The sequence below is a fragment of the Thermaerobacter sp. FW80 genome, from assembly GCF_004634385.1.
Taxonomy (GTDB): Bacteria; Bacillota; Sulfobacillia; order Thermaerobacterales; family Thermaerobacteraceae; genus Thermaerobacter; species Thermaerobacter composti.
In genome coordinates this window covers 231,312-257,775 of the sequence record NZ_CP037895.1, presented here as the reverse complement: position 1 = coordinate 257,775, position 26,464 = coordinate 231,312, and the positions used below count along the sequence as shown (strand labels likewise).

Sequence of the window (26,464 nt, the reverse complement as noted above, 5' to 3'; positions counted from 1 at the left end):
TCAATGGCGTCGCCCTTCGATCGCCCTCCGACCTTGCCGTGGTCCCCTTCGAGCCGGGTGGTGGATAATCCTTCCAGGACGGGCGCCTGCGCCGCGGGCGGCCGGCAGGCGGGTTCCATCGCCGCGGACCGGCGCAACCCCTGGCGGAAGGGAGCCGCGCCGCCCGGTGGGGTCACGGCGCTCCCGGCACGCCCTGACGGGTCAGGCTGCGGGGCCCGGTGGCGGGCCGGGTGGCGTGGTGCCCACATGCCGGCGAACCCGGTCCGCGGCCCGGGCGCGGGATCGGTCGCGAGCGGCCCGCAGGCGGTCGGTGACCTCGCTGCCGCCGTCCGTGGCCCCCGAAGTCCTTGCGCCGGCGGCGCCCGGCGTGCCGACGGCCGCGGCACCGCGCGGGTCCCCGCCGGCTTCCGCGGGGGCGGCGGCACCCGTGGCAGCGGCAGGACCGGCCACGGAAGGACCGGCCGCCCCCCAGGTCGCGGCATACGGGGAAGAACCGGCGCCCGCAGCGGCCGGCGCCCGATGGGCGGGCGCCGGGAAGACCGCCCCCTCTGGCGGGGCCGCGCCTTGGGTGCCCGCGGTTCCGGTCACCCCGGCCGGGACGGGGCGCCAGGCTCGCCGTCGCACCGGCCCGCGCCAGCCCAGGCCCAGGCGGCGGGCGGCCACGTCCAGGGGCAGGAGCAGGGCGGCGACGCCCAGCAGGTACGGCCACAGGGGCCGACGGCCCGGGGGCGCCGGCAGCCCGGCGCCACTGAGGATGCCTCCCGACGCCAGCTGGTCCAGCTCCAGCAGCCTCCCGCCCGTCACCGCGGCCAGGCTCTCCAGGTAGGCCGGGTCGGGCCCCGGGTTCCGGAACTCGGCAGGGTAGAGAACCGCCACGGCGGTGTTCAGGACGATCCCGGTGCCTCCCGCTGCCGCCGTTCCCCCGCTCAGGTCCACGGCCACGCCGTAGACGCCGGGCTGGGTCACCGGCAGGCGGGCCTCGGCGCGGTCGGGAGCCACGGGCAACAGGGTGGCCTCCAAGGGGGCCGGAGCTCCGGCGCCGGCCGCCGGCCCGCCCCGGCCGTCAGCACCGGCCGCGGCGGGGGATCTCGCACCGGCGCCGGTTCCGGGCCCGGTCCCGGCGCCGGTACCCTCCGCCCCGCCCGCCGCACCGCCGCCATCCCCGCCTGCCTCGCCACCGCTCCCGGGCTCCGGGACCAGGCGCACGAGGCCTGTGGGGGGAGGGGACCCCGTCACCCGCACGCGGATCTCGTAACCTCCGGTGGCAGGGACCACCTCCGCCTCCACCCCGTGGGCGCCGGGGGCGCCCGGGTCACCGGCCTGGGCAGGGCCTCCCCGGCCCGGCCGTGCCGGGCGGCCCAGCAGCCAGTCGGCCGCGTTGGCCCAGAGCCGGGGGAAGGCGCCATCCTCCTGGCCGATCCAGCGCGCCGCCCAGCGCCCGCCGGCGTCCGACGTCCAGGCGATGGCGCGCCCGGCGCCGTAGCGCCAGGCCGCCAGCACCGGGTCGTCCTCGTCGCTCACCAGGAGCACGTCGGCCTGCTCCTTGGGGCTGGTGGCCACGTACCCGCCCAGGGGCGGCAGCGCGGACCCCGGCGAGCCCTCGCCCACCAGGCCGCGCAAGAGGGCGGCCGCCCCGCCGCGGCCGGGGCTGGTGGTGGGAATGGGCACGAACGGACGGTCCACCAGGAAGGAGCGGGTCGCCAGCACCGCGTCCTGGGTGATCAGGCTGGGTATCTGGCTCGGGTCCACCGCCTCGTAGAAGCCGCCGCCGCCTTCCTCGGCCAGGGTGCGCAGCAGGGAGAAATCGGCATCGCGGCCGATGGCCACCGCCGAGAGCGTGACCCCCGCCGCGCGGAACTGGCGGGTGATGCCCGGTACGTCGAAGGGTTCCGACACCCCGTCGGTCAGCACGATCACGTGCCGCACGTCCGCCTGCACGCCGCGGATTAGCTCCCAGGCGGCCGTGAGACCCGCGCCCACCGAGGTGCCGCCACCGGCGGCGGAGGGAAAGGCGGCCCTCACCTCGTCGGGCGAGGTCACGGGGGTGGGCTCCCGGGTCACGTAGGCCTGGTGATCGAACAGCACGACCCCCAGGCGGTCCTTGGGGGTCAGCAGCCGGGTCGTCCGGGCCGCCGCCTCCACCGCCATCTGCAGCTTCTGGCCGACCCCCATGCTGCCGGAGCGGTCGACCACCAGGACCACGGCCACCGTGGGCAGGTTCTTCTTGGACCGCAGGTCCATGTGGACCGGCAGGGCCCGCTCCACGGCCGTGCCCAGGTACCCGCCCGGACCGAAGGAGTGGGGCCCGCCGCTCATCGCCAGCCCCCCGCCCAGATCGTGGACGAACCGCTCCAGCTCGTTCATCGCCCGCTCCCCGAGGACGTGGGCCGGCACGTTGTCCAGGATGACCGCGCCGTAGCGGGCCCAGCCCGACAGGTCCGCGGGGCGCTGGGCCGGGCCGCGGGCGTCGACCTGCAGGCCCTGGGACCGTAAGGCCCTGGCCAGGGCGCCGTCGGGTTCCTGGGTGAGGAGGAGCACCGGCCGCGCACCGGCCACCTCCACCACGCCGTGGTAGCGGTTGTTGCCCGGCTCGGCGTCGTCGCCGGGCGCCAGGGGCTCGATTTCGGCCCGCAGCGGCAGCGGGCCCGGCGCCGCGGGCGTGATCTGGAAGACGAACCGGTTCTCGCCCGGCTGCAGCCGCACCTGGCGGCTGCCGGCCAGGGCGTCGGCGGCATACAGGCGCAAGCGGGCCGCGGTCTCCCGGTCGGCCGTGGCCACCACTTCCACGGCCACGGGCCGGCCCGGCCGGGTCGCCGCCGGGGCCCGGAGCTCGCGCACCGCCAGGTCCGCGCCGGCCGCCGGGACCAGCGGGATGGCGTCGAGGCGGATGCCCGCGGCCGCCAGGGCCCGGGCCTCGGCCAGGGCGTTGCCGTGGGTGGGCCGGCCGTCCGAGAGCAGGACCACCCGGCGGCGGGCATCCCCCGGCAGGACCGCCGCCGCCAGCCGCAACGCCCCCGCCAGGTCCGTGGCCTCCCGCTGGCGCGGGCTCGACCACCGGTCCAGGGGCAGCTGGGGCAGCGGGGCGGGGGCCCGTTCCAGCTCGGCCCGGCCGCTGGCCGAGATGATCGCCACCTGTACGTCCCGGTCCGCCCGGGCCAGGAGCCGGTTGAGGGCGGCCATCGCCTCGGGGAGGGCCGGCTCCGCGCTGGCGGAGTGGTCGACCACCACCGCCACGGCCACCTCGTCTGCCGGCAGGGGCAGGGTCGGGTTGGCCAGGGCCAGGACCACGCAGGCCAGTCCAAGGGCCCGCAAGGTACGGGCCGGGGAGAGGGCGGGGGTGGCACGGGCGCCCGCGGCACCGGGGTCACCCCCGCTGGCGGCATGCTCGTCGGCTGGGCGGCGCGGCCACGGCATCCCCGGGAACCGGGACCCAGAGCGAGAGGGTGGCGAGAACCGCGACCCGGCGACCCCGGCGGGGAAGAACCGGGAGCGGGCGAGCCGACCCGACGACAGCCGGCCTGGGAACGGCCGGCCCATCACCAGCCCGCCCGGGCGCCGAGGCCACCATGCCGCCAGGAGCAGGGCGACCGGGACCACCAGCAGGATCAGGAGGTGGGGCGCTTCAAAGGCCATGGCGCACCACCCACGCGTCCAGGATGAGCAGCAGCAGGGCGATGAAGGCCGGAATCCGCCAGTAGGGGGACGCGGCCGCCGCGCCGGTGGCCGCCCCGGTCGCCGCGCCCGCCGTCCCGTCGTCCGCGCCGGTCGCCCCGCCAGCTGTCCCGGCGCCCGCACCGGCCGCCTCAGAGCCGGCGGGCTGCCCCTGTCCGGTGGTGCCCGCGGGCTGCCCGCCGACCGCGCCGTCGCCGGAGGCCCCGGCTCCGGACGAACCCGACGAAGCGGCGAGTTGCCCGGCCCCCGTACTCACCGCCCGGGACTCCCCGGGGTGCGGCCGGACCCAGAGGAAGGCTTCGACGGGTTCGCCGCCGGCCGTGCGGGCGGTGGCCCGGTAGAGGCCGGGCTGTTCCAGCGGCGAGCCCGGGGCCACCGCCGCGCCGTGGGGGTCGGTGACGGTGACATCGGCAAGCAGGGGGGACGGGGCCATCACCAGGGACTCGCCGGCCGTCGCCTCCGCAGGCAGGCCGAACCCGCCGGGGGCCAGGACCGCCAGGAGATTCTGGACCAGCAGGGGCCAGGCGGGGCGGAGCAAGAGGGTGCCCTGGTACGGGTCGAAGGCGAGCACCGCCCGCCCCGCCCGGGCGGCGCCGGCCGGGCGGAGGACGGCCACGGGCCGCCCGTCGCCCAGGATCAGGGGCACCTCACCCGGTTCCAGGGTGAGGGGACGGGCCGCCATCAGCTGGAAACTGCCCAGATGCACATGGCTGAGGACCCGCGCCGTCTCGGGATGGTCGCCGGCGGCCAGCCGCCGCGGAGCAAAGGCCGGCCCCAGTTCCCGCCCCGCCCCGCCGGGCGGGTTGATCCAGACCACGGGCAACCGCTCGGGTACCTCGGGCGGCAGGGGGCGTCCCACCACCACCAGGAGATCGAACCCCTCCAGGTCGGGCGCCACGGCCTCCGGGGCGGCGCCGCCACCCGCTTCGCGGGTCCCGCTCCCATCCCGGCTTCCCGCGCCGTCGCCGTTGCCGTTCCCGCTCCCGCTCGAGGGCCCGGCGCCGCTTTCGCTCTCGCTGCTCTCGCCACTCCCGGCCTGGCCCTGGTCGAGGCGGACCACCTGGCTGCCCGGGTGCAGGCGAAAGGCGCGTTCGATCAGCCCGGCCGGGCCCGCGGACAGGAGGCCGATGCGGATGCGCTCCGGCTGCCGGGCGAGGGTCCAGGCCACGTCATCCAGGGGATACGCGTCCCCCGGCGCCAGGGCGACCCTGTAGAGGCGAGCCGGTTCGTCCAGGGTCCAGATCACCTGCTCCACCTCGCCGGGCTCGAGCCGGACGGGCCGGGCTTCCCGGGGTTGGCCGTCCGTTTCCAGCAGGACGTTGGTCTCGACAGGCCGGCGGCCGAAGTGGGCCAGGGTGGCCGTGACCGTCACCCCCGCCGGGGCCGTGGCGGTCTTGCCCACATCGCCCGGAGGGGTATCACCGGGTGGGGCGCCGCCCGGAGCCGCGGTGCCCGGGGTTGCCCCGGCCGGGGCCGGCCCACCCGCAGGCGCACCCGCGGTGCCCTCGCCGGCCTCCCCGGCCGCGGCCGGGCCGCCCGCTGCCGCCCCCCTCGCGGCGCCGTGCCCGGAAGTCCCACCGCCCGCGGACGGGCCGCCGGAGGCCGCACCCCCGGGTGCGGCACCAACGGGAGCGGGATCGCCGGGCGCAGCACCTCCGGGGGTGGCCGAGGAGTCTTCCGCGGCCACCGCCAGGATCCCCGTGTTGTCCACGGGCTCACCCACGGGGACCAGCTCCACAGGCCGGTCCCCGGGGAACGCGCCGCCCAGCTGTTCCCGGAGCCCGGGGTCGCTGCCGTCGGTGACGATGCGGATGGGGCTGCCCGCGGGCAGCCGGGCCGCCGCCCCGTAGGCCAGGGCGAGGGTCGTCTGCCAGTCGGCCACCGCGCCGGTCGGCCGGCGCTGGCGGAGGGCCGCCACCGCCTTGCGCAACTGGCCCGGCGTCGCGTCGGGACCGGCCAGCACTGCGGGCACGGGGCCGGCCCAGATGAGGGCGCCACGGAAGCCGCCGCCCGCCCGCCGGAGGTCGGCTTCAAGGGCCTGCAGGGCCTGGGACCAGCGGTCGCCGGCGTGCATGCTGGCGCTGGCGTCGACCACCCACACCCCGCCAGGCAGGGGCGGGGCCGAGCCCGGCCACAGGGGCCGGGCCAGGGCCAGGGCAAGGGCCAGGGCGGCCAGCACCTCCAGCCAGAGGGGCAACTGGTTGCGGAGCCGCTGCCACGGCGTGCGCGCCACCGCCTCGCGCAGCGCCCGTTCCCAGAGCAGCGTGGAGGAAACCACCCGCCGCTCGGGCTGGCGCCGGAGCAGGTACAGGAGCACGATGACCCCGGCGCCGGCCAGCGCCAGCGCCGCTCCCAGTGCACTCCAGCCGGTGGCGCCGAAGATCGGTGGCACGGGAGGGTTCCTCCCCACGCACGGAATCGCATCGGGTTGCGGGACCGGCGGTTCCGGGTCCCGCGCCCGGATCTTGAGGCCTCTGGCCCTCCAGGTGATCGATCCCGCAGCCGGCGGATCTCAGGCGACGATCCCCGCCGGGGCGAGGGCTTCGAGAATCACCGCCCGGAGCGGCCGGGCGGAGGACACCAGGGCATGGGCCACGCCCCGGGCGTGGCAGGTTGCCCGCCATGCCCCCACCCAGGCGGCCAGGGTCCGGCGATAGGCGGCGAGGACGGCACCGTCCACGGTGACTTCCCGGGACGAACCGGTCTCGGCGTCGACCAGCGTCCACTCGGCCGCGGCCCCGCCCGCGCCCCCGTTTCCGCTGCCGCTCAGGGACGCCGCAGGGTCCAGCTCGTCCGGGGCCAGGACCTGCACGATGGCCGCGTCGCCGGCCGCCGCCAGGACCCCCGCGACCTGCCGGGCGTACTCGCCGGCGGGATCCGCGGCCACCGGGTCCAGCAGGTCGCTGAGCAGGATGGCGATCCCCCCGCCGGCCGGGCCGCCGCCTGGCGCTGGCGGGCCCCAGGGGGCTGTCGATGCGCCACCCCCGGCGGGAGCCGCCCCGGGTACGGCTTCCTGGTGCCCCGAGGTGCCACCGGTCACGGCAGCCGGGGTGAGGGCATCCGCACCCGCTGTCCCCGGGGCGGAGCTGCCCGCCAGGGTACCGTGAGGGGTGCTCCCAGGGGTGCCGGCAGGCGTGCCCGCAGGGGTGCCCGAAGCGCCGCCCCACCAGGCCAGCAGCGCCGGCAGGAGGGCGGTGGTGCCCTGCCAGGTGTCCAGGGCGGCCAGCGCCCGGCCGATCCGGCTCCGGCCGGCGGGCCCCCGGGCGCTGACCAGCCGCCGGGCGGTGGCGCCCCTGAGCAAGGTCACCTCGACCCGGTCGCCGTGGCGCAGCGCCACGTAGGCGAAGGCCGCGGCCAGCTCTCGCAGCCGGCGGTCCTTGCCGCCGAAGCCCAGGGAGGCCGACCCGTCGAGGAGCAGATGGACCGTCCGGTCCCGCTCGTCGGCGTACTCCCGGACATAGGGGCGGTCCAGCCGGGCCAGGGCCCGCCAGTCGAGGCGCCGCGGGTCGTCGCCGCGCACGTACTCCCGGTAGTCGGCGAACTCCAGGGAGCTGCCCTTGAGGCGCGAGCGGTGGGGTCCGGCCATCCGGCCGGCCAGGGGGCGTCGCCCCAGGAGGCGCAGGCGGTTGAGCAGCGCCACGGTGGCCGGGTCCAGCCAGGAGCCTGTTTCACTGATCCTGACGAGATCAGAACTGGGGGAACGTACCGGGTCGATTCGGCCATGTCCCGTGGGCTGACGGTCAGGACGGGGTAGGCCGGCGGCCCGGTCGTTACCCTTCTACGCCAACGCGGCCGCCATCCAACCAAAGGGTGAGGATGCGGACCCCTTCGTTACCTTCCGCCAGAGCTTCAGCAAGTTATGGGTCAGGCAGAGCAGCTTCCACTCGCTGTCACACGCCGCCAGACCCCGACGGAGGAACCGGTCGGCGCCTCGCACGGTCTTGATCTGCCCGAACACCGGCTCCACGGTCTGGCTGCGCTTGGCGTAGATCGCCTGTCCTCGCCGGGTCCGCAGCTTGCGTTCCATCCGCTCCCGCAGGCTCAGCCCTTTGGGGATCCGGCCCCGCGGAGGGGGTGCATCCTTCCAGGCTTGGCGCTGCTTCCACTCTTTACTCGTCGCCAGGAACAGTTCCGGCCCATCCGCCGGTGCCTGCTTCACGTTCGCCTCGCTCCAGTACCCCGCGTCGGCGACGACGGCCCGGATGGGCTTGTCCACGCCCGCGGCCCGCAGGTTGGCTTGCGCCTGCTGGAGCATCGGGTGGAGTTGGCCCACGTCGTTGGCGTCCTGCGTCACCGCCGCGGCCACGATGAGCGGGTCTTCGGTCACCACCGCCTGGGCGTTGTACCCTTGCACAAAGCCCTGCCGGGTCTTCATGATCCGGCTGTCCGGGTCCGTGACGTTCGCCTTCGCCGCCGGATCCACCGAGGGATCCGGCGCCTTCGGCTTGCGCCCCCGCCGCTTCTTGCCGGTCGCCTGCTCCTGCGCCTTCCGCTCCTCGATGCGGGCCTGCTGCCGGGCCGCTTCCCGGGCCGCCTCTTCCTCCAGCCGCTGTTTGCACGCCTTCAGCCGCTCCAGCCGGCTCGCACGGTGGCGCAGCTCCTCCGGCAACTCGTCCCCACGACGCCCGGGGCCGTACCGCTCATCTTCTTCCCGGTCCGTGGCCTCCGCCTCCCGAAGCATCTTCTCAACTTCCTGGCGAATCGCATCGTAGGTTCGGTTGGCCGCCAGCGAGGCGTTGGCCTTCATCTTCGTCCCGTCAAGGGCGACCACGCCCACCTTCCCGAGCCCCGCCGCGCGGCACAGCCGCAGCACCTGGGTGAACAGCTCGGCCAGCTCCCGCTCATGGCGCTGGCGGAAGCGGGCGATGGTCACGTGATCCGGCTTCTGGTTGGCGGTGATCACCCGGAAGGCCACGTCCTCGAGGCACAACCGCTCGATCCGCCGGCTCGACCGTTCGCCGACGCAGTAGGCGTACAGCAGGAGCGTCACCATCATGGTCGGGTCGTAACTCTCTCCACCCCAGCCGTCGACGCGGTACTTCTCGTAGAAAGCCCGCAGGTTCATCTGCTCGACGGCGTCGATCAGAAACCAAGCCAGGTGATCCTCAGGCAGCCAGTCGCGAAGGCTCGGTGGGAGCAGGTACAGTTGGTCACGGTTCACCGGGCGGAAGTTGTAGGCCATAGGAACACCTCAGGCAATGGCGAATTCCAACCGATGCCTTCACTTAACCTCCCGTGGCTGCAATCCTGCGGAAATACCTGGGTTCGCGAAACAGGCTCCACTCCTTGCCGAAAAAGCCAAGGGGTTTTTCAGAGACCTCATGACTCGGGTTTGACAGTTAGCGGCCCTTCTCGGTGCCACGCCGCCCCAGAAACCCGGATGAATCAAGGGGTTTCCATGGGGCGGCGGTTCTTTTGGGTCAAAAATGTAGTGCCACGTTTTTCGGATAAGATCTTGTAGACGATTGGTTGTGATACTATGATGGTTGTGCCATATTCATCCGCCAGAAGACCTTCAAGAACAAAGACGGCTCCACCCGCACCTACCTCCAGCTCGTCGAAAGCGTGCGTCAGGGCGGCCGCGTCCGCCAGCGGGTCGTTGCCACTCTGGGGCGGCTGGAGGACCTCCAGGACGGCCGGCTCGATGCCCTCATCGAGAACCTGGCCCGCTTCTCCCAGAGTACCTGGCGTCGACTCGAAGAACAGGCCAAACGTCTGAACGTCCGCTGGTCCAAGCAGTGGGGTCCGCGCTGATCTTCGAACGGCTGTGGCGCGAAGCCGAACTGGACAAGGCCTTCGAAGCCCTCCTGCAAGATCGCCAGCTGGCCTTCGACGTGGCCGAGGCTGTCTTCACCATGGTGCTGAACCGCCTCACCGATCCCTGCTCCAAACGAGGGCTGTCTTCTCGTGGCGGCCGGCCGAGGCGTTCTGGCGCGCCGTGCCCGACGGCGTGGGCTGCGTCTTCAACACCATCGGCCTACCGAGGGGGGCGTGGGCGGAGTCTCCCCCGGGCGACTACCGTCTGGATGCCCAGCGTTCGGCCCAGTGGGCGAGCGCGCGTCGAAGAAGTTGCCCTCTGACGCCGGACGCGTCGGACCTCCATGGCCCCCCCTCGTCGCCGTGCCAGGACAACGCCGGCCGTGATGCCCGCGCGGTGCGAGGCCGCGCCCCCCTGGTGCCGCGTGATGCCGTCCATGCCGCGCCGTACGCGCCCCGCGTCGGGGAACGGCGCTTCGCCGGAGGCCTGGCGCTGCAGTGCGAACACCACGCACGCCCGCTCCTCGTAGTCCATCTCCCGAGCTTGGACGAGCGAGAGCACCGCCTCCGCCGCCTCCCGGGGGTCTAGCCCGAAGGCCTCCGCGTACTGTAGCACGTTCAGCGTCTCCTGGATCACGAGAGGTGGGAGAGGAACCGGTCCGCGGCGGCCAGCCGGCCCGCGGTCAAGTGCCTCTTACAGGGCCCGCAGGTGGGCTACGGCCTCCGCAACACGGGCGGCGCCTTGCGGGTCAGAAGGACCAGCAAGCTTCCCGGCGTGATGGCCCGGAAGTGCTAGTAGTAGGGTGCAGGCGTGAGCGGGTCGACCAGCCAGGGGGCGGGCAATCCGGCGAAACCGGCCAGCCCCGCCGCGACGACCGCAGCGGCGAACGGAGTGACGCGGAGGAGAAAATCCTATTGGCGTGGCACCGCGATCCTTGCTGGTGCGTTAGCCACGTTCGGCAGGGAAGTGCCCCCTCGTGCAGAATTCTACACAATACATGCAGCATGAGACACGTAGCATGCACGCGTGTTTACATCTCCGTGCGGCATGGGTCGCGCGGTGCGCTGTGCGTGAGCCGTTAGGGGCACGTGCTCGTGCCGCTTAACGGCGGGCTGTTGTGACGGGGAGGGCCCATGCGATGCCGCAACGGCCCGCTTTCAATCTCCACACCCTACGGCAGCAGGTTTACCAGCGCTTGCGCGACGGGATTCTCCAAGGCGAGCTGCCCAGGGGTACTCGCCTGGTGGCCAGCCAGCTGGCGGAACAGTGGGGTATCTCCCGCACCCCGATCAGTGAGGCGCTGCTGTTACTGGAGCAAGAGGGATTAGTTAGCCGCCTACCCACGGGGATTTGCGAGGTTGTCGGACTGTCGAAGGTCGCCATCGAGGAACTGTATCTAACCCGGGCCGCGTTGGAGGGGCTGTGCGCTTTGCGCGCAGCGCAACGCATCACGGACGAGGGCATCGCCGAGCTGCAATCCATCATGCAGCAGCTGAACAAGGCGACCCGAGCCGGTGACCTCGATACCGTCGACATGTTGGGCAAGCGCTTCCACGAACGCCTCGTCGCCTTCAGCGGGCTTACCTACATTCCCAATCTCTTGCGCTCTATCGAGGGTATGATCGACCGCTACCGTGCCCGTACCATCGCCAGCCCTGGTCGACCCTGGGAGGCCTTTCGCGAGCACGAGCGAATCTTGGCCGCGCTACAGGAGCGGAATGCCGAAGCGGCCCGGGCGGCCATGCAGGAACACATCCTCAATGCCTATCACAAGGCGATCCGCGATTGAACGTGGAGGTGGACCCGTGACGGACAGCGCACGTTCCCCCGACACAACTGCACCCGCCATAGACGAGTGGGGCCCTGCGTGGCTGTGCCCACGGGCCTTCGGTGGCCCCGGGAGATCCACCGGCCCTATGGCACGCCCGGTGATCATCAACGATTGCACCCTGCGCGAAGGCGAGCAAGCGGCTGGGGTAAACCTCGACTTCGAGGCCAAGTGCCGCCTAGCGCGGGCCCTGGTCGCGGCGGGCGTCCGGCACCTGCAGGTAGGCTACCCAGGGCGGTCCACCGCCGACGAGACGTTCGCGCGCTGGATAAGTGGTGCCGCCCTGCGTACCCCCGACGGACACACAGTGGTGACGGAAGCCATCGTACAGGTCTTCCTCGATGACTGGCGGGAGCAGATCGATCGGGCGCTGGCCACGGGCGTGGACTGGGTGGTCCTGATGTTCCCGGCCTCAGACCTGCGCCTGACCTATGTGCAGCGTACGACGCGCCGTCAGATGCTCCAGCACTCGACAAAAGCCGTCCGCTACGCCGTCGGCCGCGGGTGTCATGTCCGCTTCAGCCCCACCGACACCACACGCGCCCATCCGGCCTTTCTGCGCGACCTCTACCGCGCCGTGGTCGATGCGGGCGCCGAAAGGGTCACGGTGGCGGATACGGCAGGCGCCGCCACGCCGGAAGTCTTCGCGGAGCTTGTGTCCCAAGTGCGCGAGTGGAGTGGGGTCCCCGTGCACATCCACTGTCATAACGATTTCGGCCTAGCCTTGGCTAACACCCTGGCTGGTGTACGTGCAGGGGCGGCCAGCGCCGACGCGACACTGGGCGGACTGGGAGAACGGGCCGGCAACGCGCCGCTAGAACAGCTTGCGGTTGTCTTGGAATTGCTGTACGGAGCCGAGACAGGAATCGAGCTGGCGCGGCTAACACCCCTGGTGCGCCAGGCCTTTGCGGAGTTCGGCCTGCAGCTTCCGCCCTGGCATCCCGTAGCCGGCCGCGACGCCTTCGCACACAAGCTGGACGCCCACGTGCTGGGCGTACTGCGGCATCCCATGGTCTACGAAGCCCTAGCTCCCGAGCAGGTGGGCAACACCCGCCGGTTTCCGTTGGGCAAGTACTCGGGCGAGGCGGCCTTGCGCGCTCGGTTAGGCGCCCTAGGCCTTTGGCCAGAAGGCATCGACGACCCCGCGTTGCGCACCCGGCTGGCACGCCTAGCTCGCTGCTTGGAATCGCAAACCCTGTCCAAGGGTGGTGAGCTGAGCGATGAGGAACTGGTCAGCCTCTGGGCGGCCGTGGATGGTGAGGAGGAGGCGAGGTGAGCATCATGGGACAGACGTTGGCCGAAAAGCTGCTTTCCGCCAAGGTGGGCCGGACTGTGGAGGCCGGCGAGCTGGTGGTCTGCCCGGTGGATGTGTGCATGGCCCATGACGGGAACCGACCCCTGGTTACCGACGTGTTCGTCCGCCTAGGTGCGGAGCGGGTATTTGACCCCGAGCGGATTAAGTTCGTCTTCGACCACGCCCCGTCGAGCCATATTCCGTTGGCGGCCCAGGTGCAGCGTGACATGTGCACCTTTGCTCGGGAGCAGGGCATCGAGGTGATTGAGGTCGGCGAGGGCATCTGCCACCAAGTACTTCCCGAGCGGGGCCACGTGGTGCCCGGCGACGTGGTGGTGGGGACGGACTCCCATACCACCACCCTTGGGGCCTTCCACGCGTTCGCGACCGGGGTCGGTTCCACCGATTTAGCGGTGGTCATGAAGACCGGCCGCATCTGGCTGAAGGTGCCGTCCTCCGTGCGCGTGATCCTGCGAGGGCGCCTGCGCGCGGGCGTATATGCCAAGGATGTGGCCTTGGCCCTGCTGAGGGCGCTGACCGCCAACGGCGCCACCTACAAGGCTTTGGAATTCGACGGTCCGGCCCTGGCACACCTGGGTGTGGGCGAGCGTATGACGCTGGCGAACCTGGCCATGGAGATGGGCGCCAAGGCGGCCCTTTTCCCCTGTGACGCGGTGCTGACGGAATGGCTCCGCCAGCGACCCACACGCCGGCCGTGGCAGGTCTTCACTCCCGATCCGGACGCCCGCTACGACCGCGTGGTCGAGCTGGACCTGGATCAGCTGGAGCCCCTGGTCGCCGCGCCACACCGGCCGGATAACGTCCACCCTCTGAAAGCCTACGCCGGCCTGCCAGTGCAGGTGGCCATCATCGGCACGTGCGTCAACGGACGGTACGAAGACCTGCGCGAGGCCGCTCGCATTCTGCGCGGTCGCCGGGTGGCCAAGGGAGTGCGTTTATACGTTACACCGGCTTCCCGCGAGGTGTACCGGCGTTGCCTGGCGGAGGGTGTGATCGCCGACTTGATGGAGGCGGGCGCCGTCATCGGCGTGCCCGGTTGCAGCGGCTGCACCGCCGCGTCGGGCTTTGGCCTCCCGGCACCCGGCGAGCGGGTGATCAGTTCCGGCAACCGCAACTTCAAAGGACGCCTGGGCACCCCCGAGGCCGAGGTCTTCCTGGCCTCGCCGGCCGCGGTGGCGACGGCTGCGCTCACAGGGTGCATCACCGATCCTCGAACCGTGCTTCGCGAGGAGGCGATGGCGCGATGAGGGCCCGCGGCCGCGCCTGGGTGTTCGGGGATGACATCAACACAGACTACATCATTTCCGCGGCTCGCAAGCAGAGCGTGCGCGACCTGTCCGAGGCGGCCCGCTATTTGATGGAAGATGTGCGACCCGGTTTCGGCTCGCTGGTACGGCCTGGCGACCTGATTGTAGCCGGTCAGAACTTCGGTTGCGGGTCGTCTCGGGAGGCTGCGCCAGTGGTAATCAAGCTGGCGGGGGTCGCTGGGGTGGTAGCCGCCTCTTTCGCCCGCATCTTCTACCGCAATGCCATCAACGTGGGCCTACCGCTGCTGGAGGCGGCGCCAGAAGGCATCGCCGACGGCGACGAGGTGGAGGTGGACTTCGCGGCCGGCACCGTCCGCAACCTTACCCGGGGCGGCGTGATCCACGGGCGGCCGTTGCCCGCCTTCATGCGCCGGATTCTGATGGCAGGCGGTTTGGTAGAGTACTTCACGCGGCACGGGCAGTACCCCGACCCCATGGTCGAAGGAGAGGAGACGCCATGACGGCCGCCGCCAAGGGGGGCTGGCAGCGTGTAACCCAGCCGCTGGCGGAGTGGTGCGCCACCGCTAGCGTGGACGATCTGCCCGACGAGGTCGTTGCGACCGTGAAGCTCGTCACACTGGACGGCATCGGTTGCGCGTTATTCGGCCCCACCACGCCGTGGGGTCGCATCGTCGCCGACTTCGTACGGACCGAGGCATCACGGCCGGAGGTACGCCTCTGGGGAGCAGGAGGCTTCCGCACTTCCGCTGCCGACGCCGCCCTGGTCCACGGTACCTACATCCACGCCTTCGAGATGGACGACGTGCACCCGGTGGCCGTGATCCACCTAGCATCCCAGGTATTGCCAGCCGCCTTCGCCATGGTGGAGTTGCGGGCGGCCGCCGCCCGCGGTGACCGTAGCCGGCCCGAGGTGCCACCCATCCCCGTGGATGGGCACGAACTCCTGCAAGCGTTGGCGGTGGGCATGGAGGTGGGTTCGCGCATCGGGATGGTTACTGGCGCGCGGCAGCTGGCTCGAGGCTTTCACCCCAGCCCAAATACGGGGGTCTTTGCCACGGCCGCCACGGCCGCGCGCTTGCTCCGCCTGGACCCGCAGACCACCGCGCACGCGCTGGGCATCGCGGGATCGGGTGGCGGAGCGTTGATGGCGGCCCAGTATGGGGCCATGGTCAAGCGCGTGCACGCGGGGTTCTCCGCCCGCGCTGGCGTGGTGGCGGCCCTGCTGGCCGCTCGTGGCCTCACCGGCACGCCGAACGTCCTGGAATCGCCGTACGGCGGCTTTGCGCGTGCCCTGGCCGATGTGGAGGACGTTTCCGACGTGCTGGCTGACCTTGGAAGTCGATGGATGCTCCTGGGCGTACAGATCAAGGCCTACCCATGCTGTGGGAGCAACCACACTAGTATCGACGCCCTCCGCTCGATTCTGGCAGAAAGACCGGATCTGCGTCCGGAGGACGTAGACCACATTGAGGTCCGTTGCACCACCGCCACCTGGCACCACGTGGGCTGGCCCTATCAACCCAACGGCATCCTGGCTGCCCAGATGAACCTGGCCTACACCCTGGCCGCGTTACTGGTGGACCGCGCCCTGTTTGTGGAGCAGTTCGCGGAAGACCGGCTGGCCGACCCCCGGATCCTGGCTCTGGTGTCACGGATCCGCGTGGTTCCCGATCCCAACTTGGACCGGTTGGGGCGGGAGGGGCGCCACACCGTGGAGCTGACACTGGTCACGCAAGACGGCCGATGCTATCGCCGCCGCGTGACCCATGCGCGAGGCAGCCGGAACAACCCGCTCTCCTATGAGGAGGTGATGGCCAAATACGAACGGCTCGCTGCGCCGGTGGTGGGACGTGAGGCAGCCTTAGCCGTCCGGGACGGGGTGCTAGCCTGCGAGGAGCAGGCCGACGTGGCGGCACTGATTCCGTATCTGGCACCCAAGGTGCCGTAGGATCCGGCGCCCCAACCAGAATGTCAGAGGGGGTAAGAGTATGCAGCGGCGGCCTTGGCGCTTGATGTGGATCACCTTGCTGGCTCTGACCTTGGTCGTCACAGCGTGTGGCCAAGCGGTGGATGAGGGATCGGACCAGGCTGCACCGCAACAGTCCCGCTACCCCGAGCGGCCCATCGAGTTGGTAGCCGCCGGTGACCCCGGCGGTGGCTTGGACCTGCTGGCTCGGGCCATCGAGGAGGCCTTGACCAAGGAAAAGCTGTTGCCTGTCACGCTGACGATCAAGAACATGGGCGGCGGTGGCGGCAACCCGGCTCGTGCGTACTTGTACGAGAAGCGGGGCGACGGGTACACCCTGTTGACTGAGTCCAACCGCATATACCTAAACCCCATTATCGGTACTACCGACCTGGACGTGGACGACTTCACGCCCGTGGCCCGGCTGGTCACCGACTGGGTGGTTTTGGCCGTGCGCGCCGATTCGCCGTACCAGTCGGTCCAGGACGTGGTAAACACCCTGAAGGCCAATCCCAAGGCCATTACCTTCGGCGTGGGCACCGTTCCCAGCAACGACCAGATGAACATCCTGCGTATGGCCCAGGCCGCGGGCATTGACCCGGCGCAGATCAACATCGTGTCTTTCCGTTCCGGCGGCGACCTAATGACCCAGCTGTTGGGCGGCCACGTGGCGGTGATCTCGACCGGCCTGTCTGAAACACTGCCGCAGTATCAAAGCGGTCAGGTCCGCATTCTGGCCATCTCGAGCCCCGAGCGGGTAGAGGGCGTGGATGCTCCGACTTGGAAGGAGCTAGGGTACGACATCGAGATCGCGCACTGGCGCGGCGTGTTCGCCCCCCCCGATATGCCCGCCGACGCGCTGGCTTTCTGGAATGAGACGTTCGCGAAGATGGTGCAGACGCCCACGTGGAAGCAGATCCTCGAGCGCCACGGCTGGTACGACGCCTACCTGGACAGTGAGGCCTTCAAGCAGAGCCTGCAAGAGGAAGCCGCTGCCGCCGAAGAGCTGCTGAAGGCCGTTGGACAGGTCAAGTGACGGGGAGGCTCATGCGCATGGGGCGGCTGAGGTCGAAGGACGTTGCCGCGGGGCTGGCGATGGTCCTGCTGGGCATGCTGACGGTCCAACAAGCCGGCCGCATCTTCCAGCCCGAGGGCCTTGTCGATGCCCTTGGCCCGCGGACCTTTCCCATGACCTTGGGCGTAACCATGGTGGGATTGGGCCTGCTTCTGCTAGTACGGGGCCTGCGCGCCGCCCACCACGAAGCCGCGGACTTGGGGGACGTGACGGCTGTTGTCCTCTTCGCGGGCGGCTTCGTGATCTACATCGTTCTGCTGGCGAAAGTGGGCTTCGTGGCCGCCAATGTCCTGGCCGTCTCGTACATGCTCTACGTCATGGGTGGACGGCGCCACCTGGAATCGCTGCTGGTAAGCGTCAGTGCCACAGCCCTGCTCTACGTTCTGTTTGCGAAAGTGCTGCACATCGCGTTGCCGGGGGGGTTGGGGCTGTGAATGAAGCCCTTTCACTGCTGCTGGAAGGGTTTCAGGTTGCGTTGCAGCCGGCCAACCTACTCTCGGCGTTGATCGGCTGCATCTTGGGCACGATCGTGGGCATCCTTCCAGGGTTGGGACCATCTACCACAGTGGCCCTGCTGATCCCGGTCGCCTTCGCCCTGCGTCCGGAGTTCGCCCTGATTATGATGACGGGCGTCTACCTGGGCGCCATGTACGGAGGCTCGCTCACCTCCATCCTGCTCGATGTCCCCGGCGAGGCATCGTCAATGATGACCGCCGTGGACGGGTTCCAGCTGGCCAAGCAGGGGAAGGGCGGCGCCGCCCTTGCCATCTCCGCCATCGGCTCCTTCATCGGCGGCACCCTGTCGGTGGTCGGCCTGACCTTTCTGGCTCCGTCCATCGCCCAGTACGCCTTGCTCTTCGGCCCAGCCGAGATGTTCTCCCTCATGCTGGCGGCGCTGCTGTTCACATCGGCCCTGCTGGGTGATGACCTGCTCAAGGGCCTGGCGGCGGTGGCGCTGGGTCTGGTGCTGGCCATGGTGGGCACTGACCTACAGACCGGTGCACCGCGCCTAACCCTGGGGATCGATGAACTGTTGGACGGGATCGACGAAATCCTGCTGCTGATGGGCGTCTTCGGGGTAGGCGAGGTGCTCTGGCACGTCAGTCACCGGCAGGGTGGCGCAGCAGAACGCCTGGGCATTCGCGGACGCCTCTGGCCCGACCACGAAGACTGGCGCCGTTCGTGGCCAGCCATCCTTCGCGGATCCGTGGTGGGATTTCTGGCCGGCATCCTGCCTGGCTCGGGTAGCTCGCTGGGCTCGCTCATGGCATACACGCTGGAGAAGCGCGTCTCGCGGCAGCCGGAACGTTTCGGCCGTGGCGCCATCGAGGGTGTGGCGGCCTCTGAGACGGCTAACAATGCCGCCACGGGCGGGGCGATGATCCCCATGTTCACGCTGGGCGTGCCTGGGTCGGGCACCACCGCTGTGCTCCTGGTTGCTCTGATGATGTACGGCATCCAGCCAGGCCCACGGCTAATGATCGACCACCCGGACGTGATCTGGGGAACCATCGCGGCCTTGTACGTAAGCAATGTCATCTTGCTCATTCTGAACCTGCCGCTGATCGGGATATTCACGCGAATCCTCGACGTACCCGTGCGCATTCTTATGCCACTAATCATTGCCATTGCCGCCGTGGGTGCCTACGCTCTCCACGGCAGCCTGGCGGATGTAATCATGCTGTTCGTATTCGGTCTGTTGGGCTACGGCATGCGGGCCTTGGGTATCCCCCAGGTGCCGCTGGTGCTGGGGGCCATCCTAGGGCCTCGGATGGAGCAGTCCCTGCGCCAAGCCCTGTTGCTTTCCAACGGGGATTGGAGCGTACTGGTGGACAAGCCCATCAGCGCCGCCTTTCTCGCGGCCGGTGTGGGCTTGGTGCTGCTGGACGCGGTGACGCGGCGCCACAGGATCCCCACGGCTGCCTAATTCGCTCAACCGGGCTCCGTTCCGGAGACGGAGGGACGGGGCCCGGTTGAGTGAAAGCCGCAATCATCCGGGGGGAGGAGATGACCATGACGCGCGCCGAGACCCTGCGTCGCCTGTTGCGGCCCGGGGCTGCGGTGGCCATTCCCGGCGTGCCCGACCCCATCATCGCCGAACTCGCCAGGCGCGCGGGCTATTCGGCCGTGTACGTCAGTGGCTCGGTGATCGCCAGCCAGGTGTACGGCCTGCCCGACATCGGACTGGTGACTGCAACCGAATCGGTTCGCCGCGCGGGGGAGATTGCCCAGGCCACGTCTCTGCCCGTGATAGCCGACGCCGATACGGGCTACGGCAACGCCCTGAACGTGATTCGCACTGTGGGCGACTTCATCCGCGCGGGAGTAGCCGGTATCCACCTGGAGGACCAGGAGTTCCCCAAGCGCTGCGGCCACGTGGAGGGTAAACGGGTGATAGACGCCGGCGAAGCCGCGGCCAAGATTCGGGCCGCCGTGGAAGCCCGGCGCCAGGCAGGGGACATCTATCTCATCGCCCGTATTGACGCCCGCGCGGTGGAAGGCTTCGACGCCGCCGTGGAGCGCGCCCGACTGTACGTAGAGGCCGGAGCCGACGCCGTTTTCCCCGAGGCCTTACAGAGCGAGGCGGAGTTCGCCCGCTTCGCCGAGGCGCTGCCCGGCGTACCGCTGATCGCCAACATGACCGAGTTCGGCAAAAGCCCCCTGCTGCCGCTGGAGCGTTTTCGCGCGTGGGGTTACGCGGCCGTGATCTTCCCTGTTACCGTCTACCGTGCGATGCTGCATACCGCCCGGCAGCTGTTGGAGGACCTGGCCCGCCACGGTACCCAGGTGGGCTGGCTCGACCGGATGCTCACCCGGCGCGAGCTGTACGAGCTCAACCATTACAGCCGCTGGGTAGCCTGGGACGGCGCCTTCGTTCCCGGCGGCGGCACACCCCCTCTGCGGGAGGGATGGCCACTCGACCATGGACGATAGCCTCGCCACGCCGATCACGCGATCCGCGTTCACCGCGTCCACCGGCCCCGAGACGCCCGGCGATCGCGTACTCAGCCGCTGGCGGACCGTGATGCACCGACCTGCCGCCCTAACCACACGATTGCCAGGCTGGTTTCTCCACCTGTTGGCGGGCACGGTACTGATCCAACTGGCCGTCTACGCCGCCCGGCCGGCTGTTACCTACAAGGCGTTGGAGTTGGCCGCCCAACCCTGGGAGCTGGGCTTAATCGCCTCCTCGTTTGCGGCGCTTTCGCTGGTAATGGCCATCCCGGCCGGGCGATGGGTGGACCGCATCGGCGAAACGCCGGTGATCGCGTTGGGTGCTGCCTTGGTGGCAGCGGCATGCGTGGGCATCGCCCTGATGCGCCACGCGTGGGCAGTGGCGGTGGCGCATGCCCTGTTGGGTTTCGGTCACCTGCTGAACACCGTCGCGTTGCAGACCATGCTGGCCAATCGCAGCGAACCCGGTGCCCACGGGGCCCGCGTAGGGAGCTACACGGTGGCGGTGTCGGTGGGCCAACTGGTCGGTCCCGCGCTTGCCGGGTGGCTAATGGCGCACGCCGGCGGGACGTGGGCCGTCTTTGCTGTGTCGGCGACCATCGGGTTGGTGACCGCGTTGCAGTGGTGTGGTGATCCTGGCATGCACAGACGTCGGGGTGGCACTGCTCCAGCGCAGGCCGGCGATGCGGTCACCCGCCCTGCAAAGGGGACTCCCGTCCGTGAAGACCCCGTCCGCGCCGGGGTGTTGGATGTGTTGCGTTCTCCGGGCGTAGCTGCCGCCATGTTGACCAGCCTGGCCGTGCTTTCATCGATCGATGTGCTGGTCGCCTACCTGCCCGTATGGGGAGAAGAGAGGGGCTTCCCGGTCACATTCGTGGCACTGCTGCTGTCTGTACGCGGCGCCGCGTCCCTGTTGTCCCGCCTAGTCATGGGCTGGTTGACGCGGACTGTACCCATGCATACATTGCTAGCCGGCAGCGCCCTGGCCGCTGCCGCTGCCTTGGCAGCGATGCCCTGGGTAGGGTGGCCGTTGGCGCTGGTGGGGCTGATGGCGGTGGCTGGCCTGGGACTGGGGTTAGGCCAGCCGCTCACCATGGCCTGGGTGGCCTCCCGTGCTCCCCGGCACATACGTGGACTAGCACTGGGCTTACGCCTGAGCGGCAACCGTCTTGGACAGCTGCTCGTGCCGGCGCTCGTCGGCATGGTGCTGCATCTGGCTGGCATAGACGCCATCTTCTGGAGCGTTGCCACACTGCTGCTGTTGGGTGGGCTCGTTGCCCTACGCACCCCGTTCTAACCGCGGCGATGGATCTTGCCCTAGTCACAATGAACGAGGCCGGCCCCGTTTCGCAGGTGCGTGGGTTACGCTGAAGGTGCCTGCCTTCGCGCAGAGCCACATACGAAAGGGGCCGGTACCATGAAGGATCTCACGAAGTTCGTGGGCCTGGACGTCCATCAGGACACGATCGCGGTCGGGGTGGCGGATCGCGATGGCGGTCGCGGGCGGTACTGGGGGACCATCCCGCACCGCCCGGAGGCCGTGCGCAAGCTGATGGAGCAGCTCGGGCCCAAGGAGCAGCTTCTGGTGTGCTACGAGGCGGGTCCGACGGGCTACGGGCTGCAACGCCTGTTGGCTTCGCTGGGGATCGCGTGCATCGTGGTGGCCCCGGGGCTGACGCCTACGCGCCCCGGGGACCGGGTGAAGACCGACCGCCGGGATGCCGTGCGCCTGGCGAAGCTGCTGCGGGCCGGCGAGCTGACTCCAGTATGGGTACCGCACGAGGAGGACGAGGCGCTGCGCGACCTGGGGCGGGCCCGGGAGGATGCCAAGCAGGATCTATTACGTGCGCGCAACCGGCTCAGCAAGTTCCTGCTCCGGCACGGGATCAGGCCGCCGCAGGGTGTGCGCCGGTGGTCACGCCGGTACCGGGAGTGGCTGGAGGGGCTGCAGTGAGGGCATCCGGTGTTGCAGCGGGTCTTGCGGGAGCACGTGCACACCATCGACGAGATCGAGGAGCGGCTCAAGCGCCTAGAGGCGGAGATCCATGAGCAGGCCACGGCCAGCGTGCACGCGCCGGTGATTCAGGCTCTGCAGGCGTTGCGCGGAGTGGGCCAGGCGGTGGCGGTCACGGTCGTGGCCGAGGTGGGGTCGTTCCTGCGGTTTGCCCGGGCGGGACAACTGATGGCCTATGCGGGGTTGGTGCCCAGCGAGTACTCCAGCGGGGCACGGCGGCGCCGGGGTGCGATCACGAAGACGGGGAACGCGCACCTGCGCCGGGTGCTGGTGAATGGGGCGTGGTCCTACCGCTACCCGCCAGCGCGCAAGGCGAAGATTCGGCAGCGCTACGAGAGGCACCCGCCAGAGGTGCAACGGATGGCGTGGAAGGCACAGGAGCGCCTGTGCCGCCGCTACCCGCGCAGAATCGCACGGGGCAAGCCGCACGCGGTGGCGGTGACCGCGGTCGCGCGAGAGTTGTTGGGCTTCACGTGGGCTGTGGGTTGTTGGGTCGAGCACCAGCGACCGAGGCGCCAGGCTGCGGCCTGAACCGCGGAGGAAGCCCCGCGCAGCCCTCTGGAGCGCCGAGGTCGTGTAGTCGGCATCGCCCCGACTGAGTGGTCGAGATCGTCGGAATGTGTAAGGAGCAAGGCCGGGGCTAGCAGGGCGGGAGGAGTCGGCGTGGAGCTGGCGGGCAGGGCGGCGCTGGTCACGGGAGGCGCCCGCGGCATCGGGCGCGCCATCGTAGAGCGGCTGGCCGCCGAGGGGATGCGGGTGGCGGCCAGCTACCACCGCAGCGAGGCCGAGGCCCGGGAGCTGCAGGAGGCCCTGGCCCGGTGCGGCCGGCGGGTGGAGCTTTTACCCTGCGACCTGGGTGACCCCACCCAGGCGGAGGCGCTGGTGGAGGAAGCGGAGCGCCGCGTGGGCCCGCTGGACCTGCTGGTCAACAACGCGGGCATCGTCCTGCCCACGCCGGTGGAGGAGCTTTCCCCCGAGCGCATCGACCGCATGCTGGCCGTCAACGTGCGGGGGACCCTGCTGGTGACCGCCGCTGCGGCCCGGCGCATGAAGCAGCGGCGCAGCGGGCGCATCGTCACCGTGTCCTCGGTGGCGGCGGAGGCGGGCACGGTGGACGTGCTCTACGCCGCCACCAAGGCGGCCCTGCTGGGCATGACCCGGGCGCTGGCGCGGGAACTGGGCCGTTACGGCGTCCTGGTCAACGCGGTGGCGCCCGGTCCGGTGGAGACCCGGATGAACGACGACATCGTGGCCTACTTAGAGCAGCGCAGCTTCCTGGGTCACGAAAACCTGGACACCCTGCTGGCCCGCCGCAAGGTGCTCCCTCAGGAAGTGGCGGAGGCGGTGGTGTTTTTGGCCCGGCACGACTTCATGACCGGGCAGACCCTGCACGTCAACGGGGGTATGTGGTGGTAAAGCTCCCCGGCGCCCGCCGGCCCCTGGGCGTCGGGCCTCCTATCCGGCGGGAAACCCTGCCTCCCCCGTGCCCGTGTGGAACAGGAAGCCGGCCAGGAAGCCGTGGTGGGGGCGGATCAGCTCGATCTCCCCGGGATAGCGCTCCAGGTAGACACGATCGAGGGTAGGGTCCTCCCACAGGGCATCCCGCAGCCGGGGCTCGTCTAGGAAGGCGGCCACCAGCAGGCTGCGCTGCAGCAGGCGCAGCAGCAGGTCGGGATCCGGGGGCACGGCGGTGACCGCGCAGTAGGGATAGGGCAGTTCGCACCAGAGGGGATGGCGGTCCCCCTCGGCGCCGGGCGGGATCCACACCACGGTGGGGCGCAGGACGTGCCAACCGTCCACCTCCTCCCGGAGCCGGCCGGCCAGGTCCCGGGTCAGGTCCCGGCCGCCGGCCTGCATCCCTTGCCGGATATACCCCTCCAGGGCATCGGCTTCCTCCTTGGGGAGCGCGGGGACCCGGGCGCGCGGGTCCGTGGGGGGCAGGATGGGGAGGGCGGCCAGGCGCTCGGCCAGGGCGCGGGCCAGGCGGAGGCCGGCTTCGGCCGGGCCCACCACCGCGATGCGGGACAGGCAGAAGCAGGCCCGCCCTCCGGCCCGCAGGACGCCCCGCACCAGGTGGTCCAGCACCCGCGGGTCGTCCGCCCGGGAAGCCGACACCGCCGCCGAGCTCTGGCCGGGGCCGAACAGCCGGATCCGGCCTGCGTCGGGCAGCCGGCCCACCTCTTCCGCCAGGCGGGGGCCGCCGAAAGCCAGGGCCAGCCGGGCGCGCCGCAGCAGCTCCAGGCCTTCTTCCCGCGGGCCCGGCAGCACCCACAGGGCCGGGCCGGGCAGCCCCGCGGAGTACAGCGTCGCCGCCAGGTACCAGGGGGTAAGGGGGTCCCCCTCGGAGGGCCTCAGCACCAGCGGGAACTTGAGGGCTAGGGCTAGGCACCACCACACGTGCACGTGGGGGTCGTTGCCCGGCAGCAGCACCGCCAGGTGCCGGGCCCGGCGGACCCAGCGCAGGCCGGGGAGGAGGCCGGGATGGTCCAGCAGCTCCAGCCTGCCGCCGGGCACCTGGTGTTGCAGGATCTCGTCCAGGTGGCGCAGGGCCGAGGCCAGGTGCTGATAGGAAGCCCGCACCCAGGTGTAGGGCATGCCGGTGGCCAGGACTACCCGCTGGAGGTGGGCCTCGTATGCGGCCCGGGTCCCGGGCAGGGGAAGGGCGGGCTCCTGCAGGGAAGGGGTGCCGGCCCCGGCCGGGCGCCCGGCGGGGCCCGGGGGCGCAGGCCCTTCGGCCCCGCCGTAGGCGGAGCCGGTCAGATGCAGCGAAGCCGCCCTCAGCACCGCCAGCAGGCGGTCCCAGGGCAGCTCCCGCAGCGCCGCCCAGCCTTCCCAGGCAGCCCCCTCTAGGGCGTCGGCGTAGAAAGCGGGCGGAGCCTGGCATACCCAAGCCAGCGGCTCCCCCCGCGCGTCCCGCACCAGCCGCTGCAGGCGGGTGTAGTACGGGCGGCCGGCCCGCCACAGCGGCACTACCGGCAAGGATTCCATTCCCTTGCGCCCCCGCGCGGTCAGTACACGCCCTCGCGGCCGGTCAGGGCCTCGGGGGACATGGGGTTGCGCACCCAGTCCCAAGGATAAGGCTCGCGGCCGGGCACCCGCTCCGCCTCGTCGCGCTCCAGCATGCCAGGGATGAAGAAATCCTCGCACAGCACGGTGATCTTCACCCGCCCCCGCTGCCCGTAGGGGAGCACCCGGAAGGGGTCCTCGGGATCCACCGCCTCCACCACGAAGTAGGGGAAGCAGGGGATGTACAGCAGATGCTCCCGGGATTCCGGGCTCCGGGTGTCCTGAGGGGCCACCCCCATCAGGGTATTGCCGCACTCGCCGCAGAAGAGGCAGCCCGCGTACCACTCCTCCCGCAGCACCCGGTAGGTATCCGGATCCAGCGCCGCGCCCCCGTGCATCACCACCCGGATGCCGTAGCGGTGCACCAGCTCCCGGCAGCGCGGTTCCTGCAGCAGGCGGCCGGTGGTGAACAGCATGCCTACGGGCTGGGTTTCGGCGATGGCTTCCGCCTGGTCGAAGAGGTGGGCGATGTAGGCCTCCACCTCCTGGTGGGCGCCGCGTAGGATGAGCTTTTTCACCCACCGCGGGTCGAAGTTCACGTGATAGGAGAGGGCGCCGCGCTCCCGGGCCAGGTAGCGCACGAACACGCCCGCGTTGTTGTTCCCTCCCGGGGGCATGAGGGCCAGGATGTGCAGGCTCCGGGGCACGCCGAGCCCGTCCAGCACGTGGGAAGTCCAGGCGGCCATGGTGCGCCAGTAGGTGGTCATCACCACCCGCTTGGGAGCGCCGGTGGTGCCGCCCGTCTCGTACACCCGCGGGTGGAGGCTCGGGTCCTGCAGCCGGCGCCGGGGCAGGAAGTCGGTGGCGGGGATGCGGCGCAGCACGTCCCCGTCGAAGAGGTCGAAGACCCGGGGCAGGTCGGCAAACCCTTGCACCTCGCGGCGCACATCGATCCCCCGCTCCTCCTGCCAGCGCAGCCAGTAGGGGGTGCCCCCGTCGGGGTCAAAGTGCAGGGCGACCATCTCGCGGGTCCACTGGTCCAGGTCCACTTCCCGGCCCAGGAAGGGCTGGTAGAACCGCATCCTCCCTACCCCCTTGCGGCCAGCGGAGAGGGTGCCGGCCGGCCCAGATAGGAGCCCGCCCACAGGGCGAGGCCCGACAGCACCAGGGCGGGCACGAACGAGGCGAACCCGAAGGAGGGCAAAAGCCCTGCCTCGGCGGCGGCGAAGCTCAGCTGGCCCACCACCACCGAGGCCAGCACCCCGGCGGCGTTGACCCGGCCGTACAGGGCGGCCAGGAAGGCGGGCGCCAGCAGGGCGTTACCCTGGATGAAGTACACCGCCAGATCCACGATGGAGGGCGGCCGGGTTAGGGCCAGAAGGTAGCTGGCCAGCAACAGCAGGCCGGTAAGGGCCCGCGCCCGGGCCAGCGACCGTTCCGGGCCGGGCGCACGGCGGCGCAGCAGGTCGTGATCCAGGATGCTGGCCATGGTCAGCAGGATGGAGTCCTTGGTGGACATCATGGCCGAAAGGGCCCCACCCAGCAGCACACCGCCCACCCAGGCCGGGGCGTAGGCACCCACCAGCCGGGGGATCACCTGGTCCACG

General features: G+C 70.7%; 19 protein-coding genes and 1 pseudogene. 13 read left to right on the top strand and 7 right to left on the bottom strand.

The features are described 5' to 3' along the window. Positions 1-201: 201 nt before the first annotated feature. The 4 genes from E1B22_RS01055 to E1B22_RS01040 all read right to left on the bottom strand — a co-directional run bounded on the left by E1B22_RS01055 (position 202) and on the right by E1B22_RS01040 (position 8,854). Positions 202-3,633 (bottom strand): VWA domain-containing protein, encoded by a 3,432-nt coding sequence (locus E1B22_RS01055; RefSeq protein ID WP_135224212.1) that lies wholly within the window; start codon positions 3,631-3,633, stop codon positions 202-204. Then, entirely contained in the window at positions 3,623-6,064 is a 2,442-nt protein-coding gene (locus E1B22_RS01050) for a VWA domain-containing protein (protein WP_135224211.1), read from the bottom strand. The genes E1B22_RS01055 and E1B22_RS01050 overlap by 11 nt, the downstream gene beginning before the upstream one ends. Positions 6,065-6,184: 120 nt before the next feature. Further along, entirely contained in the window at positions 6,185-7,312 is a 1,128-nt protein-coding gene (locus tag E1B22_RS01045; RefSeq protein WP_243123534.1) for a DUF58 domain-containing protein, read from the bottom strand. Between the two features lie 138 nt (positions 7,313-7,450). Continuing rightward, positions 7,451-8,854, bottom strand: coding sequence for a transposase (locus E1B22_RS01040; protein WP_135224210.1), 1,404 nt, complete (start codon positions 8,852-8,854; stop codon positions 7,451-7,453). A gap of 383 nt (positions 8,855-9,237) precedes the next feature. Here E1B22_RS01040 and E1B22_RS13025 point away from each other — a divergent pair, with 383 nt between their 5' ends. The 13 genes and pseudogenes from E1B22_RS13025 to E1B22_RS00975 all read left to right on the top strand — a co-directional run bounded on the left by E1B22_RS13025 (position 9,238) and on the right by E1B22_RS00975 (position 23,267). Further along, on the top strand, positions 9,238-9,426 hold the full coding sequence (locus tag E1B22_RS13025; protein WP_243123532.1) for a hypothetical protein: 189 nt from the start codon (positions 9,238-9,240) through the stop codon (positions 9,424-9,426). A gap of 1,142 nt (positions 9,427-10,568) precedes the next feature. Continuing rightward, positions 10,569-11,219, top strand: coding sequence for a GntR family transcriptional regulator (locus tag E1B22_RS01030; protein WP_135224209.1), 651 nt, complete (start codon positions 10,569-10,571; stop codon positions 11,217-11,219). A 127-nt stretch (positions 11,220-11,346) separates the two neighbouring features. Then, a complete protein-coding gene (locus E1B22_RS01025) occupies positions 11,347-12,534 on the top strand; it encodes a LeuA family protein (protein WP_167758811.1) in 1,188 nt (395 codons plus the stop codon). A gap of 5 nt (positions 12,535-12,539) precedes the next feature. Continuing rightward, the gene (locus tag E1B22_RS01020) at positions 12,540-13,820 is read left to right on the top strand and encodes a 3-isopropylmalate dehydratase large subunit (protein WP_135225871.1); all 1,281 of its coding nucleotides are present in this window, start codon (positions 12,540-12,542) and stop codon (positions 13,818-13,820) included. Beyond that, the gene (locus E1B22_RS01015; RefSeq protein WP_135224207.1) at positions 13,817-14,341 is read left to right on the top strand and encodes a 3-isopropylmalate dehydratase small subunit; all 525 of its coding nucleotides are present in this window, start codon (positions 13,817-13,819) and stop codon (positions 14,339-14,341) included. Before E1B22_RS01020 ends, E1B22_RS01015 begins: the two co-directional genes overlap by 4 nt. Continuing rightward, positions 14,338-15,789 carry an MmgE/PrpD family protein gene (locus E1B22_RS01010; RefSeq protein ID WP_135224206.1) on the top strand — a complete coding sequence of 484 codons (1,452 nt, stop codon included), beginning with the start codon at positions 14,338-14,340 and terminating at the stop codon, positions 15,787-15,789. Before E1B22_RS01015 ends, E1B22_RS01010 begins: the two co-directional genes overlap by 4 nt. A 40-nt stretch (positions 15,790-15,829) precedes the next feature. After that, positions 15,830-16,843, top strand: coding sequence for a tripartite tricarboxylate transporter substrate binding protein (locus tag E1B22_RS01005; protein ID WP_135224205.1), 1,014 nt, complete (start codon positions 15,830-15,832; stop codon positions 16,841-16,843). 17 nt (positions 16,844-16,860) lie between these two features. Further along, positions 16,861-17,316, top strand: coding sequence for a tripartite tricarboxylate transporter TctB family protein (locus E1B22_RS01000; RefSeq protein ID WP_167758810.1), 456 nt, complete (start codon positions 16,861-16,863; stop codon positions 17,314-17,316). Beyond that, the gene (locus tag E1B22_RS00995) at positions 17,313-18,809 is read left to right on the top strand and encodes a tripartite tricarboxylate transporter permease (protein ID WP_135224203.1); all 1,497 of its coding nucleotides are present in this window, start codon (positions 17,313-17,315) and stop codon (positions 18,807-18,809) included. The genes E1B22_RS01000 and E1B22_RS00995 overlap by 4 nt, the downstream gene beginning before the upstream one ends. An 86-nt stretch (positions 18,810-18,895) precedes the next feature. Then, entirely contained in the window at positions 18,896-19,816 is a 921-nt protein-coding gene (locus E1B22_RS00990; RefSeq protein ID WP_207669899.1) for an oxaloacetate decarboxylase, read from the top strand. Further along, a complete protein-coding gene (locus E1B22_RS00985) occupies positions 19,806-21,134 on the top strand; it encodes an MFS transporter (RefSeq protein ID WP_135224201.1) in 1,329 nt (442 codons plus the stop codon). Before E1B22_RS00990 ends, E1B22_RS00985 begins: the two co-directional genes overlap by 11 nt. A 120-nt stretch (positions 21,135-21,254) precedes the next feature. Continuing rightward, positions 21,255-22,382 (top strand): annotated as a pseudogene (locus tag E1B22_RS00980) (IS110 family transposase). A 132-nt stretch (positions 22,383-22,514) separates the two neighbouring features. Beyond that, on the top strand, positions 22,515-23,267 hold the full coding sequence (locus E1B22_RS00975; RefSeq protein WP_207669898.1) for an SDR family NAD(P)-dependent oxidoreductase: 753 nt from the start codon (positions 22,515-22,517) through the stop codon (positions 23,265-23,267). Between the two features lie 39 nt (positions 23,268-23,306). On the opposite strand, the gene E1B22_RS00970 is transcribed toward E1B22_RS00975, so the two are convergent. Genes E1B22_RS00970 through E1B22_RS12820 form a run of 3 tightly spaced genes read right to left on the bottom strand, consistent with a single transcriptional unit; the run spans position 23,307 to position 26,463 of the window. Further along, positions 23,307-24,839, bottom strand: coding sequence for an aldehyde dehydrogenase family protein (locus E1B22_RS00970; protein WP_135224200.1), 1,533 nt, complete (start codon positions 24,837-24,839; stop codon positions 23,307-23,309). A gap of 20 nt (positions 24,840-24,859) precedes the next feature. Continuing rightward, entirely contained in the window at positions 24,860-25,939 is a 1,080-nt protein-coding gene (locus E1B22_RS00965) for a hypothetical protein (protein ID WP_135224199.1), read from the bottom strand. Positions 25,940-25,944: 5 nt separating this feature from the next. Further along, positions 25,945-26,463 (bottom strand): hypothetical protein, encoded by a 519-nt coding sequence (locus E1B22_RS12820; protein ID WP_207669897.1) that lies wholly within the window; start codon positions 26,461-26,463, stop codon positions 25,945-25,947. Position 26,464 lies beyond the last annotated feature (1 nt).

Excerpts from the sequence above, each read along its gene's own strand:
- E1B22_RS00985 (WP_135224201.1), top strand. The coding sequence starts at position 19,806 with ATGGACGATAGCCTCGCCACGCCGATCACGCGATCCGCGTTCACCGCG.
- E1B22_RS01025 (WP_167758811.1), top strand. The coding sequence starts at position 11,347 with ATGGCACGCCCGGTGATCATCAACGATTGCACCCTGCGCGAAGGCGAG.
- E1B22_RS00965 (WP_135224199.1), bottom strand. The coding sequence starts at position 25,939 with ATGCGGTTCTACCAGCCCTTCCTGGGCCGGGAAGTGGACCTGGACCAG.
- E1B22_RS01055 (WP_135224212.1), bottom strand. The coding sequence starts at position 3,633 with ATGGCCTTTGAAGCGCCCCACCTCCTGATCCTGCTGGTGGTCCCGGTC.
- E1B22_RS01005 (WP_135224205.1), top strand. The coding sequence starts at position 15,830 with ATGCAGCGGCGGCCTTGGCGCTTGATGTGGATCACCTTGCTGGCTCTG.
- E1B22_RS01020 (WP_135225871.1), top strand. The coding sequence starts at position 12,540 with ATGGGACAGACGTTGGCCGAAAAGCTGCTTTCCGCCAAGGTGGGCCGG.
- E1B22_RS01015 (WP_135224207.1), top strand. The coding sequence starts at position 13,817 with ATGAGGGCCCGCGGCCGCGCCTGGGTGTTCGGGGATGACATCAACACA.
- E1B22_RS00990 (WP_207669899.1), top strand. The coding sequence starts at position 18,896 with ATGACGCGCGCCGAGACCCTGCGTCGCCTGTTGCGGCCCGGGGCTGCG.
- E1B22_RS01030 (WP_135224209.1), top strand. The coding sequence starts at position 10,569 with ATGCCGCAACGGCCCGCTTTCAATCTCCACACCCTACGGCAGCAGGTT.
- E1B22_RS01000 (WP_167758810.1), top strand. The coding sequence starts at position 16,861 with ATGGGGCGGCTGAGGTCGAAGGACGTTGCCGCGGGGCTGGCGATGGTC.
- E1B22_RS01010 (WP_135224206.1), top strand. The coding sequence starts at position 14,338 with ATGACGGCCGCCGCCAAGGGGGGCTGGCAGCGTGTAACCCAGCCGCTG.
- E1B22_RS01040 (WP_135224210.1), bottom strand. The coding sequence starts at position 8,854 with ATGGCCTACAACTTCCGCCCGGTGAACCGTGACCAACTGTACCTGCTC.
- E1B22_RS00970 (WP_135224200.1), bottom strand. The coding sequence starts at position 24,839 with ATGGAATCCTTGCCGGTAGTGCCGCTGTGGCGGGCCGGCCGCCCGTAC.